The sequence below is a fragment of the Wolbachia endosymbiont (group A) of Hylaeus communis genome, from assembly GCF_947251915.1.
GTDB lineage: Bacteria > Pseudomonadota > Alphaproteobacteria > Rickettsiales > Anaplasmataceae > Wolbachia > Wolbachia pipientis.
Map to the genome: position 1 here is coordinate 1,289,120 of NZ_OX366396.1, position 16,487 is coordinate 1,305,606.

The 16,487-nt window shown below is 35.4% G+C and carries 16 protein-coding genes, 1 tRNA gene and 1 pseudogene; 7 read left to right on the forward strand and 11 right to left on the reverse strand.

What is annotated here, in order from left to right; translation table 11 throughout:
• Nucleotides 1-320: 320 nt before the first annotated feature.
• From OPR52_RS06315 to OPR52_RS06345, 7 genes are all read right to left on the reverse strand, one after another.
• A complete protein-coding gene (locus OPR52_RS06315) occupies nucleotides 321-1,079 on the reverse strand; it encodes a cell division protein FtsQ/DivIB (RefSeq protein ID WP_265029837.1) in 759 nt (252 codons plus the stop codon).
• Entirely contained in the window at nucleotides 1,060-2,079 is a 1,020-nt protein-coding gene (locus OPR52_RS06320; RefSeq protein ID WP_265038052.1) for a D-alanine--D-alanine ligase, read from the reverse strand. The genes OPR52_RS06315 and OPR52_RS06320 overlap by 20 nt, the downstream gene beginning before the upstream one ends.
• A gap of 60 nt (nucleotides 2,080-2,139) precedes the next feature.
• Complete coding sequence (locus OPR52_RS06325; protein WP_341818077.1) at nucleotides 2,140-2,613, reverse strand: RDD family protein; 474 nt, start codon at nucleotides 2,611-2,613, stop codon at nucleotides 2,140-2,142.
• On the reverse strand, nucleotides 2,607-2,981 hold the full coding sequence (locus tag OPR52_RS06330) for an RDD family protein (RefSeq protein ID WP_265038056.1): 375 nt from the start codon (nucleotides 2,979-2,981) through the stop codon (nucleotides 2,607-2,609). Before OPR52_RS06330 ends, OPR52_RS06325 begins: the two co-directional genes overlap by 7 nt.
• A complete protein-coding gene (locus OPR52_RS06335) occupies nucleotides 2,965-4,311 on the reverse strand; it encodes an IS110 family RNA-guided transposase (protein WP_264373686.1) in 1,347 nt (448 codons plus the stop codon). The genes OPR52_RS06330 and OPR52_RS06335 overlap by 17 nt, the downstream gene beginning before the upstream one ends.
• A gap of 252 nt (nucleotides 4,312-4,563) precedes the next feature.
• Nucleotides 4,564-4,809 carry an RDD family protein gene (locus tag OPR52_RS06340; protein ID WP_265038058.1) on the reverse strand — a complete coding sequence of 82 codons (246 nt, stop codon included), beginning with the start codon at nucleotides 4,807-4,809 and terminating at the stop codon, nucleotides 4,564-4,566.
• A gap of 188 nt (nucleotides 4,810-4,997) precedes the next feature.
• Nucleotides 4,998-5,372, reverse strand: coding sequence for a ferredoxin family protein (locus OPR52_RS06345; protein WP_010082601.1), 375 nt, complete (start codon nucleotides 5,370-5,372; stop codon nucleotides 4,998-5,000).
• A gap of 61 nt (nucleotides 5,373-5,433) precedes the next feature.
• On the opposite strand from OPR52_RS06345, the gene dprA reads away from it, so the two are divergent.
• Nucleotides 5,434-6,522 (forward strand): DNA-processing protein DprA, encoded by a 1,089-nt coding sequence (dprA, locus tag OPR52_RS06350; RefSeq protein ID WP_265038060.1) that lies wholly within the window; start codon nucleotides 5,434-5,436, stop codon nucleotides 6,520-6,522.
• 74 nt (nucleotides 6,523-6,596) lie between these two features.
• On the opposite strand, the gene OPR52_RS06355 is transcribed toward dprA, so the two are convergent.
• Together OPR52_RS06355 and OPR52_RS06360 are read right to left on the reverse strand one after the other, a co-directional pair.
• On the reverse strand, nucleotides 6,597-7,325 hold the full coding sequence (locus tag OPR52_RS06355; RefSeq protein WP_015588848.1) for a triosephosphate isomerase: 729 nt from the start codon (nucleotides 7,323-7,325) through the stop codon (nucleotides 6,597-6,599).
• A gap of 24 nt (nucleotides 7,326-7,349) precedes the next feature.
• Nucleotides 7,350-7,422: transfer RNA gene (locus tag OPR52_RS06360), tRNA-Thr, on the reverse strand.
• Nucleotides 7,423-7,500: 78 nt separating this feature from the next.
• On the opposite strand from OPR52_RS06360, the gene rsmA reads away from it, so the two are divergent.
• The 4 genes and pseudogenes from rsmA to OPR52_RS06380 all read left to right on the forward strand — a co-directional run bounded on the left by rsmA (nucleotide 7,501) and on the right by OPR52_RS06380 (nucleotide 11,716).
• Nucleotides 7,501-8,313, forward strand: coding sequence for a 16S rRNA (adenine(1518)-N(6)/adenine(1519)-N(6))-dimethyltransferase RsmA (gene rsmA / locus OPR52_RS06365; RefSeq protein ID WP_265038062.1), 813 nt, complete (start codon nucleotides 7,501-7,503; stop codon nucleotides 8,311-8,313).
• A gap of 116 nt (nucleotides 8,314-8,429) precedes the next feature.
• Nucleotides 8,430-9,923: an IMP dehydrogenase gene (gene guaB, locus OPR52_RS06370; protein ID WP_265038064.1), complete on the forward strand. Its 1,494-nt coding sequence runs from the start codon at nucleotides 8,430-8,432 to the stop codon at nucleotides 9,921-9,923.
• 63 nt (nucleotides 9,924-9,986) lie between these two features.
• A pseudogene (locus OPR52_RS06375) lies at nucleotides 9,987-10,112 on the forward strand (transposase); the annotation flags it as partial.
• 266 nt (nucleotides 10,113-10,378) lie between these two features.
• Nucleotides 10,379-11,716 carry an IS110 family RNA-guided transposase gene (locus OPR52_RS06380; protein ID WP_265037784.1) on the forward strand — a complete coding sequence of 446 codons (1,338 nt, stop codon included), beginning with the start codon at nucleotides 10,379-10,381 and terminating at the stop codon, nucleotides 11,714-11,716.
• Here the strand turns inward: OPR52_RS06380 and OPR52_RS06385 are convergent.
• Nucleotides 11,705-13,294, reverse strand: coding sequence for a penicillin-binding transpeptidase domain-containing protein (locus OPR52_RS06385; protein WP_265038068.1), 1,590 nt, complete (start codon nucleotides 13,292-13,294; stop codon nucleotides 11,705-11,707). The genes OPR52_RS06380 and OPR52_RS06385 overlap by 12 nt on opposite strands.
• Nucleotides 13,249-14,088, reverse strand: a complete 840-nt coding sequence (locus tag OPR52_RS06390) for a polysaccharide deacetylase family protein (protein WP_320109381.1) — start codon at nucleotides 14,086-14,088, stop codon at nucleotides 13,249-13,251. Before OPR52_RS06390 ends, OPR52_RS06385 begins: the two co-directional genes overlap by 46 nt.
• Nucleotides 14,089-14,210: 122 nt before the next feature.
• On the opposite strand from OPR52_RS06390, the gene OPR52_RS06395 reads away from it, so the two are divergent.
• Together OPR52_RS06395 and OPR52_RS06400 are read left to right on the forward strand one after the other, a co-directional pair.
• The gene (locus tag OPR52_RS06395) at nucleotides 14,211-15,710 is read left to right on the forward strand and encodes a YifB family Mg chelatase-like AAA ATPase (protein WP_265038072.1); all 1,500 of its coding nucleotides are present in this window, start codon (nucleotides 14,211-14,213) and stop codon (nucleotides 15,708-15,710) included.
• 83 nt (nucleotides 15,711-15,793) lie between these two features.
• A complete protein-coding gene (locus OPR52_RS06400) occupies nucleotides 15,794-16,258 on the forward strand; it encodes a hypothetical protein (RefSeq protein ID WP_265038075.1) in 465 nt (154 codons plus the stop codon).
• Nucleotides 16,259-16,487: the final 229 nt, after the last annotated feature.

Below are 16,487 nucleotides of genomic sequence, written 5' to 3' on the forward strand. Positions count from 1 at the left end.
AGGTTAGTTGCATTAAAAAGCAGCTGAGTCGCGGTTATTAGACGTTTAAAATATAAAAAAACGCCAATGTTTTTAAATAGATATTAATCGGGGCTTCTTTTGCCTTTTTTTTCATTTGGTAAATTTCTTAAATATTTATAACTAAACGACAACCGTCATCCCGCTACGTGTTAGCGGGATCTATGTTAAGGTATGGCGGTTAAATAAGGGATCTATGTTAAGAGATACCGCGAATGAATCGCGGTATGACGGTTCGCGGCGGGATTCCAGTGTCTGGGCACTGGGATGACAGGAAAAGGGGCTACTTGGATTACAGCAGATCACCTCTTCACAAAAATTTTATCAGTAATACGCATATCAATAATACTCCAATCGCTGAAAGTAAAATCAGTTGTATTTTGCAAGTGGTTTAAATATTCCCATGCACTATAAGGGTTATCTTCAGGCAGTTTTACTGTGGAATCGTTATCAAGTATGATATTCCATCTTCTATTCCCTATATAAGCAAAAGAAGAAATGTGGTCACTTAATTGAGTTTTACTCTCTAACACATCTCTAACAAATTCTAGGTTTGATAACGAGTTTTGTCCTGTAATTACAACAAGATCATCTACTGGATAGTCATCTACGATCACTTTGCCTTCGAAATCAATTACCGAGGTTTTGTTATTATCTTTCCAGAGAGCAAACGGTTTATGCTCATCTATATTAATGCGTAGAGTATTGGGCAAAATTCTGTGAACTCTTACGTGTTTTATCCACCTGCTTACGGATTGTATGTTACCGGCAAGTTTTGAAAGTGATATATACAGGATAGGTTGCGTTCTATCTGTCAAACTTAGAATATCCTTTTTGTTTGTAAATTTATTGCCGCTCACGACTACTTCGTCGATTGAAAATCCACTACTGAGTAATAAACTAGATAGGCAGTCATTATACCAAGTAAAGTAGTAATTAAATCGATTTATTATTTTATCAAGTGAGCTGTAAAGTATTAGCGTAAGAAAAAGTGCTGTGATAATAACCAAGGCACACTTACGCAAAAAACTCCTTTGGCTTCTAGTAATACTGCTCAACATGACTTAAATCCCTAATATTTTTGTGCTGCAAACTATCTTCAATAATAATTTTAACTAATTCATTAAAATTGATTCCTTTTGCCAATTTTGCAATTTCTGGCACTAACGATAACTCAGTAAAGCCAGGATGTGTATTAATCTCAAGCATTTTTAAAGTGTTATTCTTGGGATTATAACGAAAGTCTGAGCGGGAAATAGTTTTGCATCCTAAAAATTGATGAACTTTCAGTGCGTGTTCCAAGGTCATTTTATATATATTGTCAGGAATTTCAGCAGGAAATATATGTTCTGCAAATCCATCTGTATACTTTGCTTCATAATCATAGAATTTATTTTTTGGTCGTATTTCCATAGTGCCAATTGCTTCATCCAGCAATACAGCAGTATGTAACTCTATGCTCGGTATGTATTCTTCTACGATCATCAAATCTCTTGTCATAGAAGTAGCTCCTTCCTTGTCATCCAAGTAGCCAGATACTGTTTTTTTTTCCTGGTCACGCGCTGGAATGACATCAAATTTCAGTTTTAAATAATCCTCATGTGAGGAAACAATATGTACTCCGATGCTAGAGCCTTCATTAATTGGTTTTAAGACGTACGGATAATCAATTTTAATATTATTTTTTAGTAGATCTTCTCGGCTAATTACATAACCTTTTGGAGTATCAATACTAAGGGACCAAAATATATGCTTTGACATTGCCTTGTTCATAGCAACAGCAGAAGCCATAACTCCTGAGTGTGTATATTTTATACCTAAGATTTCCAATAAACCTTGAATGCAGCCATCTTCACCATAAGGTCCATGCAGAGCGATAAAAGCAAGGCCCGGATTAATTTTTTTAAGCTTTTCAGCAATGTTGCTGTCAACATCTATTTCTATTGCATTATATGAAAGGCTATCAAGTGCCTTCTTTACTGCTCTTCCACTCATAAGTGATATTTCTCTCTCACAAGAAAATCCACCACTTAAAATTGCTATAGTTGGAACCATGGGCACTCTTAGAAGAACCTTATTAATTATAACTACATATATGAACCTTGTAAACAGAAGGGAAAGTTAGCTTGGAGGTTTATAATCTACTGCCACTGTCTTTGCAATTTTATCATGAAGAAACTGCTTGCGTTGGTCAAATATTGCACATATGAAAATTAGTATTGTGGTCATAAAGATTAAGCCTAATAAAGGATCAAACCACCATTCAGAGGTATACTTATCAAAAAATTTCCTTCTCGTGATGAATATGGGGAAGCAAATAACTTCAAATGAAATATGCCTAACTATTGCTTGCACTAGAGTAACATTTTCAAGTGTATTTGCATCTTTGATATTAATACCGCATAACAATTGTCCTGGAGTACCACCAAATCTTCTTATCATGAATACTCCGAATACTATCGATAGCAAAAAAGATAAGCAAATACGTATAATTAATAATTTAGGTCTAGCAATGTGAAAAACCACTCTTACAAGAATCAAACAGAATAAAGGAATTCCCTTAATAATAAGACTGTCAATAATATGCGCTAACACACCCTAGTTATTCCCACATATACATAGTTTAATTTTGGGTAGCATGCTTCAGACCTATAATCCATTACTACTGTTTTTGTAATTTTGTCGTAGAAAAGCTGCTTGCGCTTATCAAATATTGCAAACATTAGAACCAATATTGGTAAAATAAAAAACCACTCAGAAATGTAGGTGGGTACCCACAAAAGTGCCTTGAGAGTGCTTCTCATCACTACTTGCATTAAAGCAGCGTTTTTAAGTGTGTTTGCATCTTTTATGTATATACCAAGTAGCAACTTTCCTGGAGTCCACCCAAGTCTTGTTATCATTAATACTTCCAATGCTATATATACTAAATCTTCTAAGAAACTCCTAAGAACCTTCTTCATCTATCGGCTCCTCTTTCATTAGTATATAACCAAATTCCTTTGCTTTTTTAGTCAAATTTTTGACTACTCTCTCTTTGTAGAGTGTTTCATAATAGTTCATTCCTTTTTCTACATATTCTTGTCCATATTTTAGCATATTATAAAAAATACATGCTAATTTCCTTGCTGTAGCAGTGATCGCTTTTGGTATCCCTAGTCGCTTCTTTAACCTCCTGCAGTATGCACCAAGTGCAGTGTTGCTTCTTGATACACAATGAGCAGCAAGTCGCAAGGCAGTTGCAGCACGATTAACAACTTTACGAGTTCTTGTTCCAATAATTTTCCCTCCTGTAATTTTATTAGCAGGACTTAATCCGAGCCAGGAAGAAAAATGCTTTTCTGTCCTCCATTTATTGTGATTTATACCTGTTTCTGAAATGATAGCCTGTATACTTAATACATCAAGTCCTGGAACTCTAGTAAAATCCATCCCCGTTATTCGATATAAATCTTCATCTACGGCAAAATCTGGACTATTCTTCTGTTTTCTCTTTCGTGTCTTATTCAATGCCCTGTTCTCATTCGACTTTGTTTCAAATGTTTTATAGTAATTTTCTATACTTTTATCACATCCCGTTATTTGCTCTTGAAAAAAAGTATATGCTGCATATTCTTGTTTTAGCACAAACAAGTGTTCCTCTCTATAATCACCAGCTAACGCTTTTGCTATAGTAGACTGATCATTTTTTATTCGTGCATCCCTGAATTTAGCCAATTTCTCAGGATCTCTTTCGCCTTCAATTATAGCTTCAATGATTTTCATACCAGTTATCCCAGTAATATGACTAATAACCTTGTGTAATTGAATATTCATTTGAATTAGCGCTTTTTGCATACGTTGAGTATGTTTAGCTGCATTTTCAATTAGATTAGCACGTTGTCTAACGTAACTACGCAGTACACACATTTGATTATCCGGTCTAAATGATCCTTGAAGCAGTCCATAGCTGTGCAATTGTTGCAGCCATTGACAATCTTGAACATCAGACTTTCTACCAGGCACATTTTTGACATGTCGCGCATTTACTAATTTTACTTCAAATTTATGTGATTCTAATATTTGAAATAAGGGAATCCAATATACTCCAGTTGACTCCATGGCTACAGTTCTAACCTGACACTTTTTTAACCACTTTGCTAAGTTGTGTAGATCTACTGTAAAGCACCCAAATTTTTGGATACGTTGTTCATCTCTTCCTTCAGGTACACATACATAATGTACAGTCGAGCCAATATCAATCCCTGCTGCATCAAGGTTTATTGTTTTTAATTTACTTTTTGCTTCTGCCATATAAAATCCCTCCTATATTATTATGATAAGAAGCACTTCAGCTTGGGACGGTTAGGTTATACAATCTTCTAAACGAGGTAGCCCAAAAAGAACTCCATCAATGGTTTTACCATTTCCCCCAAAACCATGCTTTCAAACGGGCATTTATAGCACCATTGATTGTTTCGGTTATAGCTGCAGAAGCGCTTCTTCATAACACTATACCCAAAGAACATAAAGTAAAGAGGGAGTTTCTTTTTGGTTTTACAGATTTTATCTGTTCTGGGCTTTCAATAATATATCTAAATCTTCTAATATTTCATATCGCTCTGATATAAGGTCACTATTAGTGTCAATATCAGGAAAGACATAATTAAAAACATCGGCAAGGGGCTCTCCTGATAATATGAATAAAATTAATAAATAAAATAATGAATAACAGACTAGGAATATAATTTGGTCAACTATATAAGCTGCAGCACGCTTAGTTATTCCCGCATATTTTACTTTAATATCCATTTTATACCCCATATGATCCGTCTAATGTACCTATTAACAGTTAAATAGCAGTAAAATTGCTGTATTACTATTTGTATTCTCAAGTAAACTAGTTATGCTATCAAGGACATAAACAATACAGCCACTTTCAGCAATGCAAAACAATAATTGTGAGATACAAGAGAAATTTTCTTTTTCCTTCAGTAGCATTATTCTAAATTTTCGTCAAAATAAGCTGTTTTATCCTTTTTTTCCTTATACTCTTCTGCAGTATAGAGAGGTTGTTTTTTAGCTGTGATATTTGGCCACTTTTGTGAGTATTCTACATTTATATCGTAAAATAACTTGAAAGTTTTTTGTTCGCTGCTCAGCAACTCTTCATCTAGTTCTAAAATATCTTTTATGGAATCATCAGTTACAATTGCATCTACTGGACACTCAGGTATGCACACTCCGCAATCAATACATTCATCTGGGTTAATCACGAGCATGTTTTTACCTTCATAGAAGCAGTCAACGGGACATACTTCCACACAGTCCGTATATTTACATTTTATGCATTTATCTGTAACAAAATGCGTCATAAAACACTGTATATTTGTATTATCTTGGGTACACTAAATTGATAAGAAATTCAAGTCTTTTATGAAGATAAATAAATTGAACAACAAAGAATTAGAAGTATGGTTAAGCTTGGCTAGAACTATAGGACCAATAAAGTTTTTTAGTATACTAAGAACACATGGATCGCTAGATGAGGTGTTGAAATATCTCAATAGGGTGGCTAATAATAAGGTGTATGGCATTCAAGATGCACGAGAAGAAATCAATAATGCAGAAAGAATTGGAGCTAAAATTATACCCGCATGTGACCCAGATTACCCTGATCTTTTAAGAAATATCTCTAATTGTCCTCCTGTAATAACTGCACTTGGTGATATATCATTATTAAGCCGTGAGATAATTGCAATAATCGGTGGGCGTAACTCTTCAATGAATGGAAGAAATTTTGCCAATAAGTTGGCACTTGATTTAAGCGAAGCTGGTTTTGTTATCGTTTCTGGACTTGCAAAAGGAATCGATACTGCAGCAAACAGTGTAATATACAAAAATCATCCCACTATTGCTGTTACAGCAAGCGGAATTGATGTGGTGTATCCAAAAGAGAATTTTGATCTATACAAAAAAATCACTGGGAACGGTGGGTTAGTAATTACTGAGCTTCCATTTGCTACTAAACCAAAGCCTCAATATTTTCCTCAGAGGAATCGAATTATATCTGGTCTATCGCTGGGTGTTGCAGTGATTGAAGCATCAAAACGTTCTGGCTCTCTAATAACAGCAGATTTTGCTTTAAATCAAGGGAGAGAGGTGTTTGCAGTTTCTGGTTTCCCTTTAGATTCACGCTGTAGTGGTAGTAATTATTTAATTAAAAACGGTGCTAAGCTTATCGAATCCGCTGATGACATAATAGAGAGTATTAGGTTTAGTTTACCTCCGCAGCAAAAAAACCTATTTGATGTTGAGCACCATTTTGTTAACCAAAAACAAGAAAAATTACAACAGGCAAAATCTGTTATAGTTGATCATATTAACTCTGTACCTGTTGACATAGATGAACTTATACTAGCAAGCGGACTTTCTACCAACATAGCTCTAATGGCTCTTTTAGAACTAGAGTTGGAAAACAAAATAGAGCGTTCACCGGGGAATAAAATATCGTTAATTTTCTAGATTACTTTAGCTATACTAGATGCTCGTACAGACATATGCTTGACACTGAAATGATGCCATTTGTTATAGGATTCTTAGTTGCTGATTTTAGAATTGATAAGAGAAAACTTTTTTTCAACTTGTTGTATAATTTTATAAAAGTGATCGAAATCTAAGCTTGCACTGCCAATTAAAACTCCTGATAAATTTGAGATACTGAGCAAATTTTCTATATTTTCTGAACTGACTGAACCACCATATATAATGTGTTTTTTACTAGTACACAATTTTATTACCTCTATCACCTTAGCAATTGCATCATTATTTGGCACATGACCTGTGCCTATTGCCCATATTGGCTCATATGCTACGGTATATTCACCGTGTGTTGGCAAACGGTTTTTGCATTGATATTCTATTACTTCTTTTGTTTTTTCATTCTTATAATCTTCTGAATTTTCACCCACACAGATAATTGGGTGTAAGCCTGATTCTATTGCTATTTCCGACTTAAGTTTTATTTCACTATCTTTTTCATTAGCCCTTTCAGAATGCCCAAGTATTACGTAAGTACACCCTAGTTCTTTTAACATTTCTGCACTAATTTCACCTGTGTAAGAACCGAACTTTTTATGATGGCAATTCTGTGCTCCTATATTAATATTATTGTTCAACTCTATACTGCTTGGAAATGATGTAAAAGGAGGGCAAATCACTAGCTTAGAGGTAATTTCGTTGCTCTTGTTGTTAAGTTTGCCTATAAAGTCAACAAATGAAGAACGCATTCCATTCATTTTCCAATTTGCTACTATTAAAAAGGACATCAACTTTACTTATATGGGCGAGAGTGCCGGCTGTCGGACTTGAACTGACAACCTACTGATTACAAGTCAGTTGCTCTACCAATTGAGCTAAGCCGGCGTTAAACACATTAATAATATACAATTATCAATGAATTTTCGTCAACTAATTTTTAAAATACTGTATAATGAAAATAATATGAAAAAATTTTTACTGAAGCCAAAAAAGAGTCTAGGGCAAAATTTTATTTTATCGAGTGAGATAACAAAAAAAATCGTCGCTTTAGCTGATAGTCTGGAAAATTTTAATGTCATTGAAATTGGTCCTGGATATGGTGCATTAACAAGAGAAATATTGGTGCATAATCCAAAGTCTCTACTTTCTATAGAAAAAGATAGAGATTTAGTAAAACACCATGACCAACTGCTAAATGAGCATCAAGGAAAGTATAGAATTATAGAAGCGGATGCACTGCATGTTACAGAAGAAGAGCTGATAGAGCGCCCAGTTAAAGTTATTGCTAACTTGCCTTACAATATCTCGGTAGTGTTATTTTTAAAGTGGTTAAATAATATAAAATTTTTTACGAACTTGACATTAATGTTTCAAAAAGAGGTAGCAGATCGCATTACGGCAAGACCCAATTCTAAAGATTATGGTTCCTTATCAGTGCTAAGCCAATTACTATGCGATATAAAAAAGGAATTTGATATTGAACCTAAAGAGTTTTTTCCAAGACCAAAAATACATTCTTCAGTAATTACAGTAAATCCTTTGCCTACCCCAAAGTTTGTAGTAAACTTGGAAACCTTAATAAAATTAACACGTGCTGTTTTTGCTCAAAGAAGAAAGATGCTGAGAAATAGCTTGCAAAATATAACGAACCACGCTGAAACTGTCCTTGAAAACGCTAAATTGAGCGGAAACCAGCGTCCAGAAAACTTAACTATTGAGCAGTTTTGTTTGCTGGCAAATAATGTAGAATGCTTATTTTGCAATAAAATGTATTAGCAACTATATAGCTTTTCTATCTCCTAAAAACAGTTAGAGCTATACAATTAAAGGCTCCTAGCTAATTTTGCCTATTGCAATTTAATTAATTGGCGTATAAGCTTTAAATAAAGCCTATGAAAAAAATGGAAGCTTGTTATTCGTTTGACGATATACTTCTTTTGCCAGCCTATTCTAATATATTGCCTTGCGATGCAGATACAAAAACTTATTTAACAAATAGTATAGAACTAAATATCCCTCTCATATCCTCTGCAATGGATACTGTTACTGAATCGGGCTTTGCAATAGCTATTGCCCAACATGGAGGGATAGGTTGCATACATAAGAATTTATCAATAGATGAACAAGTTTTAGAAGTAAGAAGGGTGAAAAAATATGAAAGTTGGATCGTGTATAACCCAATTACGATTTCACCGGATAAAACAGTTGCGGAAGCAATTTCATTAATGAGAGAGCACAATTATTCTGGCATTCCTGTAGTCGATCAACGCAAGTTAGTTGGAATTTTAACTAACCGAGATGTGAGATTTATTGAAGACCAGAACATGAATGTAAAAGTTTCCGAAGTGATGACAAAAGATAAGTTAGTGACAGTGCGGGAGCAGGGAGTGAATAGTGCCTCAGCAATGAAATTGTTGCATGAAAATAGAATAGAAAAGCTTTTGGTTGTAGATGAAAATTCTTGTTGTATAGGTTTAATTACGGTTAAAGACATTGAAAAATACAATAGATACCCAAATTCATGTAAAGACAGTAAAGGGCGTCTCAGAGTTGCCGCTGCAATTGGCACTGGTAAAAAAGATGGTATAGACAGATGTGAAGCTTTGATCGGAGAAGAAGTTGATGTAGTTGTTGTGGATACTGCTCACGGTCATTCCGAAAACGTTATCAATACCATTAGGGAAATAAAAAAGATGTATCCTAATACGCAATTAATTGGCGGAAACATTGCAACAAAGGAGGCTGCTGAAGCGTTGATTGATGCGGGTGTTGATGCAGTGAAGGTTGGAATAGGACCAGGATCAATCTGTACAACCAGAATAGTTACAGGTGTTGGTGTGCCACAATTCTCTGCAATCAAGAATGTTGCAGAGGCGTGTAGAGCAAGAAACGTCAGACTAATTGCTGATGGTGGGGTAAAATACTCAGGAGATGTTGCAAAAGCTATTGCAGCTGGTGCTGACTCTGTGATGATTGGTTCGATTTTTGCTGGCACTGACGAAAGCCCAGGTGAGATTATTATGTATAAGAGCAGAGCATATAAAGGCTATCGAGGAATGGGATCTATTAGTGCAATGAAACGAGGTTCAGCTAGCCGTTATTTTCAAGATAAAGATTCAAAACTCAAATTAGTTCCACAAGGAGTGGAAGGAAGAGTTCCATTCAAAGGTCCAGCTTCAGGAGTAATCCATCAATTGATTGGCGGATTGCAAGCTGCAATGGGGTATACTGGTAATAGGAATATAGAAGAGATGAAAAAAAATTGTAAATTTGTTACTATTACTGCATCAGGATTAAGAGAGAGTCACGCTCATGATATAGTCATTACACAAGAAGCTCCAAATTATGCTTATCAAACGTCCAATTTGTCAACCGATTCGGAGTAGTCCAGAAAAAGTAGAGAGAAAGTTAAAACGTTTTTGGAGTAAAATAAAACGTTTTTTCAAAATATGACAAATAGAAGAGAATATACAGCAGAATTCAAATTAGAAGCTGTTAAGCTGGTTAAAGAAACAGGTCAAGCAAGTACAAAAATAGCAAAAGATCTAGGTATAGATGGCAGTATGTTAAGTAAGCATCGAACAGACGAAATCTGTCAAATCAGAAAGAAACACACAAATTTAAGTTTTTAGTAGTTTTCAAGTATAGTTGTACAGGGAGCGCCTTTGCAGTTATGACCGACATTTTCAATGGTGCCTAAGTGCCCGTATGCAAGCATGGTTTTGGAAGGAACGGTCAAATCATTGATGGAGTCATTTAGACTACCTCGGTTAGGAGATTGTACTATCAACCGTTCCAAGCTGAAGCGTTTCCCTATTACAAATTATATGTAGGAGTTACCATGAAAAAAGCAAAAAGTAAATTAGAAATAGTGAATCCTAATGCAGCAGGAATAGACATTGGTTCAGCTGTACACTATGTGTGTGTACCTGAAGGAAGAGATGAACAACGCGTTCAGAAATTTGGCTGCTTTACTGAAGACCTTCATAACTTAGCACAGTGGTTGAAAAAGTGTAAAGTTACAACAGTAGCTATGGAATCAACAGGAGTATATTGGATTCCTTTATTTCAAATACTTAAGTCATACAAATTCGAGGTAAGATTGGTAAATGCACGGCATGTAAAGAATGTACCTGGTAGGAAGTCTGACGTTCAAGATTGCCAATGGCTCCAACAACTGCATAGCTACGGACTGCTTCATGGATCGTTTAGGCCAGATAATCAGATGTGTGTATTGCGCAGTTACGTGCGGCAACGCAAAAATCTCACTGAAAGTGCATCTACACATATTCTGCGTATGCAGAAGGCATTAATTCAAATGAATATACAATTACACAAGGTTATTAGTCATATTACTGGGATAACTGGTATGAAAATCATTGAAGCTATAATTGAAGGCGAAAGAGATTCTGAAAAATTGGCAGAATTCAGGGACGTGCGAATGAAAAATGATCAGTCTACTATTGCAAAAGCGTTAGCTGGTGACTATAGAGAGGAACACTTATTCACGCTAAAGCAAGAATTTGAACTATATAATATTTATCAAGAAAAAATAGCAGAATGTGATAGAAATATTGAAGCCTATTATAAAACGTTTGAAACAAAGTCTTGTGAAAGCAAACAGCTAAGTAAGCAAAAGAATAAAAATAGCAAAAGTAAGCCAAGCTTTGCTTTGTATGAGGAACTGCACCGAATAACTGGTATGGATTTCACTAAAATTCCTGGATTTGATGTATTAAGTATACAAACCATAATTTCAGAAGTTGGTATAAACCATAGTAAATGGCCAACAGAAAAGCACTTTTCATCGTGGTTGGGACTCAGTCCTGCTAATAAAGTTACAGGGGAAAAAGTGTTTAACACAAGAACACGTAAAGTCATTAACCGTGCTGCAAATGCTTTGCGAATAGCTGCTCATTCTGTAGGAAATAGTAAAAGTGCGTTGGGTGCATACTACAGAAGATTGAAAAAACGACTAGGAGCACCAAAAGCAATAACAGCTACTGCAAGAAAAATGGCATGCATATTTTATAGTATGCTCAAATACGGACAGGAATATGTAGAAAAAGGAATGGAATACTATGAAACACGCTATAAAGATAGAACTGTAAAAAATTTGATCAAAAAAGCGAGCGAATTTGGCTACATATTAGTTCAACAAGAAGAGTTAGTTGAGTGAGTTTCTTAGGAGAAGTTTAATACTCATAGTTTCAAGCATATACTGAAATATTTCATTAGCTATAGCAACATCTTGGCGTGGGGCTTTGCCGTGTTCTATAAACACAGAGATTGCATAGCGCGGGTTATGGTAAGGGCCATAGGCGATAAATAACTTATGACTTTCGCCCTTAGAGTTTATCTCTGGTGTACCGGTTTTACCGGCAATTTGTATACCGCTTAGCCCTTTCTTATAGGTTCCAGTTTTAGAATTCACCACATCAAACATAGCTTTTCGAACTATGCTAAGATGCTCACAATCCACATCAATATCGGGAAAATCTTGTATCGTTTCATTCATCTTAATGCGGGGAATTACCTCTTTTCCTGTTGCAATCCTCGCTGCAAGAACTGCAAGCTGTAGTGGTGTTGTAAGCATATACCCTTGTCCTATAACTAAGTTGATAGTGTCACCTAAATACCACTGCGAATATAGCTTTCGTGTACGCCAATCTCTATCTGGCAACAACCCTGGAGCTTCTTCTTTAAACGTTCCAATCAGTGGCCCACTTCCAATACCAAATTTTCTGGCCATTTCTACTAGAGAGTCTACACTTATTTTTTTCCCTATATTATAAAAGTAAGTGTTGCATGATAATGCCATTGCCTCATTTAAAGATACATACCCATGGACTTTGCTTTTCAGACAACGAAATTTCCGCTCACCTATTTTCATATAGCCCTTGCACGAGAATTTCTCTTCTGGTGTTATTATCCCGTCTTTTAAACCCGCAAGCGCAACTATTACTTTAAATATTGAACCAGGTGGAATTTGATATGATAACGCACGATTCACAAGCGGTAATGAAGGAGCATTCAAGTTTTCCCAAGTCTCATTTGATAGCCTGCTAGCAAAAAGATTATTATCGTAAGAAGGTGAATTATATAATGCTAAAATTTCTCCATTATTTACATCAATTACCACTGCGGAGCCTTGGTGATCTTTAAATACCTCTGCGGTTTTCTCTTGCAGATTAATATCAATTGTCAGTTGTACATCTTGTCCGTCTTGTTGTGGTATGCTTGATAATTCTTTTATGACGCGTTTTTTAGAATTTATTTCCTGCTCAGATTTTCCTGACTTGCCTTTCAATATATGATCATATGTATATTCAATACCGCTGATTCCTACTTCGCTTATGCCTTGCTGTCTTTTTGTATATCCGATTACATGAGAACACATTGAACCAAACGGGTAATAACGTTTATAAAGAGCAGTTATTTTTTCTGACGATTTTGCTATTTTAGACTCTACTTCTGATAATGTCTGCAAATCAACTTCCTTACCAGAACCATCAAACAAAACAACATACGAAATTTTGTTTACCGCAAGTTCAATGCTATTCCTATCTAAAATTTTGCCCCGCTTAGGCATAATAGTAGCAACTCTTATTCTATTACTATTAGATAGTGCTTCGTACTTTTGTCTGTTTCGTATTTGTAAATTATATAACCTGCAACTAAAAACCGCGGAAATGGTAAGCTGAATACCACCTAATATGAATGCTCTGCGGTTAAAGACTTTGTTTTTTGTCCACATAACATTCCTTCAAAACACACTTTTTTCCCCTCTTTTATTGTTACACTTCTGGCTTTTACCGTATTACAAACCCTTTTTTCCCACTCACTTAAGGTCACAAACTTATAACCTGATTTTTTTAGTATTTTAATAATATGAGGTAAAGCTTCAATTGTGTTTGACCTGTTATTGTGATCATGAAACAGTATAACTGCTCCATTATGTACATTACTTAAAACTCTTTCAACTAAAGTTTCTGGCTTATCACCTTGCCAATCTAGCGAATCAACTGTCCATAATATTGAATACATATTTAATTGATCAGTATTTTCAATCAGATTATCGTCATAACATCCATATGGCGGACGAAACCATTTTACATCTTGTTTTATTGCATTTTTAATTGCTGTATTTGTCTTTTCCAATTCTTGCAATTGTTCCTCACTTGAAAGTGATGTCAACTTCCTATGCGACCAAGAGTGATTGCCTAACTCATGACCTGATTCATGAACTTTCTTTACTATTTCAGACGTTTTTTCATTTATACGTTCACCAAGCACAAAAAATGTTGCTTTTGCTTCATAGCTTTCCAGAACATTAATAATATCGTTTACTCTATTGTTAGACGGTCCATCATCAAACGTAAGCGCAACAAACTTATCGTCGTTATTCAATAATTTTTTTATATTACTTAAATTTCTATATGATAGATCTAGATTACAACTGAGCCCACAGTATGGTAAATTAAAATTACAATCACTACAAAAAGCCGTACTTGAATATAGTAAGGAAAAAGTGATTATCCTTATAAACATTTGTAATCAGCAAAGTGATAGAATACTACACTTTTTTGCTAAGTTAAGCCATCTTTAATTGCTGTAGCCTTTACTTCATCGCTTCTTTAATATATTGTATTAACAATTTTATATAATATATTATGATTGCAAATATAAATACCGTTGCGCTTCAGGGAATTAGCACAGTAAATGTCAATGCACAAATTCATATGGCAAATGGTATTCCAGCTTTTAATATTGTTGGCTTGCCGGATAAAACTGTTGCAGAATCCAGAGAGCGCATCAGAGCAGCGTTAAATTCAATCAATCTACTACTACCTCCAAAAAGAATTACAGTTAATCTCTCCCCTGCGGATTTGCTGAAAGAAGGCAGTCATTATGACTTGGCTATTGCTATTGGACTACTTGTTGTAATGAATGTGATACCAGTTGAAAAAGTTCAGTCTTATATAATCATGGGTGAACTGGCTCTTGATAGCAGAGTTATTCCAGTTTCAGGTGTGCTGCCAACAGCAATTAATGCAAAAAAGGACAATAAAGGAGTAATTTGCCCGAGAGGAAATGGTGTAGAAGCTGTATGGGTGAAGAATGTTTCAATTCTGGCTATAGAGAAATTAACTGATATTATCAGACACTTTAAGGGTGAGCAATTAATTCAGCCAGTAATTTTTAATTATAGTGATGCACCCAAAGAAAAAAGATTGGTTCCCGATATGAAGGATATCAAAGGCCAAGTTGTTGCAAAAAGAGCAGCTGAAATTGCAGCAGCAGGTGGGCATAATATGCTTCTTGTTGGCCCTCCTGGTACTGGAAAATCAATGCTTGCTAAGCGCTTTATAGGATTGCTGCCTGATTTAACCGAACAGGAGATGATTGATGTTGGCAGCATAACAAAAACTGGTAATGAAATATTCAAAGTAACTCGTCCCTTTCGTGAACCTCATCATTCATGCTCTATGCCAGCGATGATAGGGGGAGGAAAGAATGCAAAACCTGGAGAAATTACCATGGCTCACAATGGCGTGTTATTCCTTGATGAGTTGCCAGAATTTCCAAGACTTGTGCTTGATTCTCTGCGCCAACCACTTGAAGATAGAAAAGTTACCGTTGCAAGGGCAAATGCTCACATAACCTACCCTGCAAATTTTCAACTGATTGCTGCAATGAACCCTTGCAGGTGCGGTTATTTAGGTGATGCAAGCAGATCGTGCAACAAAGCTCCAAAGTGCGGCACAGATTACAAAAACAAAATATCAGGCCCATTGCTTGATAGAATAGACATATGCATTGAAATGCCAAACGTTAGCATACTCTCTCCTGAAATCTCTGTGGAGGGAGAAAGTACTAAAATCATAAGAGAAAGAGTGATAGCAGCAAGAAAAGTTCAAACTGAGCGCTATAGTGAATTAAATATTCGTTGCAATTCAGAAGTAAGCGGTGAAGCATTTAATAAATTTACTGAACCAGATCAGGCAGGGTTAGAATTGCTAAAATACGTACTGAAAGAAAATTACATTTCCAATCGAGGCTACACACGCGTATTAAAAGTTGCAAGAACTATTGCAGATCTTGCAAAAAGTGAAGAAGTAAAAAGAGCACACATTGCTGAAGCGCTCAATTACAGAATAAAGGTATATTAAAAAATTAGTTTACTTGACAGGCAATTTTTTTTACTATATGCTTCCTTAATGAAATTTTAGCATTCTATTTAAGGAGTAGAGTTATGGCATTAACAAATTATGAGTATAGAAAAGGGGATGGCATTTTTCATGCTATTTCAGAAGGATATATACGAGCTGAAAAATACTGGGGAATTCCTGGTGCTGCTGGTGGAGCTGGTCAGTACGCTATGCATAATAAAGGGAGAACAGCATTATTTCCGCTTGCAGTTGCAAGTGTTGTCTTTACAGCAATGCATATGAAAGCAGGCTTTGTTAGTGCAGCAGAAGCTTCTGGGTTTCTTGCTAAGACTGCCAGTTACTTTGTTGGAACAAATCAAGCAATAGCTGCTTCATTACCTGGATTTATCGGAACAGGTGTTGCTGGTCAGATAGTTGCGGGTGCCATAATGGCAATTGCTGCAGCTGCTGTTCTTTATGGAACATATCAAATTGCCTCAAAATTAAAAGATGTTGCGGTTGAAGCATTGAAAGGGGAAGAGAAAGATAAGGGAGCTAATGATCTTTAACAAAATAAAAAGGGATAGGTTTCTGTCCCTTTTTATAAACGTTTTCTATTTTTTGCATCGGTTAAGTGATGTCATCTAAGAATCTAGTTATTATAATTAACGGCACTTATTAGTATAAATGTTAAGAATAAGTAAATCCCGTTTACTGTTTACGCCTATAGAAGTGAAAAGTATTTGCATATTATTAAAAAAGCGGTAACTTATTATCAAGTGAATTCGCTAAATTTGA

What these genes read in the sequence shown, in the direction of transcription:
- OPR52_RS06315 (WP_265029837.1), bottom strand. Translation starts at nt 1,079, where the DNA reads ATGTTGAGCAGTATTACTAGAAGCCAAAGGAGTTTTTTGCGTAAGTGT.
- OPR52_RS06330 (WP_265038056.1), bottom strand. Translation starts at nt 2,981, where the DNA reads ATGAAGAAGGTTCTTAGGAGTTTCTTAGAAGATTTAGTATATATAGCA.
- OPR52_RS06335 (WP_264373686.1), bottom strand. Translation starts at nt 4,311, where the DNA reads ATGGCAGAAGCAAAAAGTAAATTAAAAACAATAAACCTTGATGCAGCA.
- OPR52_RS06340 (WP_265038058.1), bottom strand. Translation starts at nt 4,809, where the DNA reads ATGGATATTAAAGTAAAATATGCGGGAATAACTAAGCGTGCTGCAGCT.
- OPR52_RS06345 (WP_010082601.1), bottom strand. Translation starts at nt 5,372, where the DNA reads ATGACGCATTTTGTTACAGATAAATGCATAAAATGTAAATATACGGAC.
- dprA (WP_265038060.1), top strand. Translation starts at nt 5,434, where the DNA reads ATGAAGATAAATAAATTGAACAACAAAGAATTAGAAGTATGGTTAAGC.
- OPR52_RS06355 (WP_015588848.1), bottom strand. Translation starts at nt 7,325, where the DNA reads ATGTCCTTTTTAATAGTAGCAAATTGGAAAATGAATGGAATGCGTTCT.
- rsmA (WP_265038062.1), top strand. Translation starts at nt 7,501, where the DNA reads ATGAAAAAATTTTTACTGAAGCCAAAAAAGAGTCTAGGGCAAAATTTT.
- guaB (WP_265038064.1), top strand. Translation starts at nt 8,430, where the DNA reads ATGAAAAAAATGGAAGCTTGTTATTCGTTTGACGATATACTTCTTTTG.
- OPR52_RS06380 (WP_265037784.1), top strand. Translation starts at nt 10,379, where the DNA reads ATGAAAAAAGCAAAAAGTAAATTAGAAATAGTGAATCCTAATGCAGCA.
- OPR52_RS06385 (WP_265038068.1), bottom strand. Translation starts at nt 13,294, where the DNA reads ATGTGGACAAAAAACAAAGTCTTTAACCGCAGAGCATTCATATTAGGT.
- OPR52_RS06390 (WP_320109381.1), bottom strand. Translation starts at nt 14,088, where the DNA reads ATGTTTATAAGGATAATCACTTTTTCCTTACTATATTCAAGTACGGCT.
- OPR52_RS06395 (WP_265038072.1), top strand. Translation starts at nt 14,211, where the DNA reads ATGATTGCAAATATAAATACCGTTGCGCTTCAGGGAATTAGCACAGTA.
- OPR52_RS06400 (WP_265038075.1), top strand. Translation starts at nt 15,794, where the DNA reads ATGGCATTAACAAATTATGAGTATAGAAAAGGGGATGGCATTTTTCAT.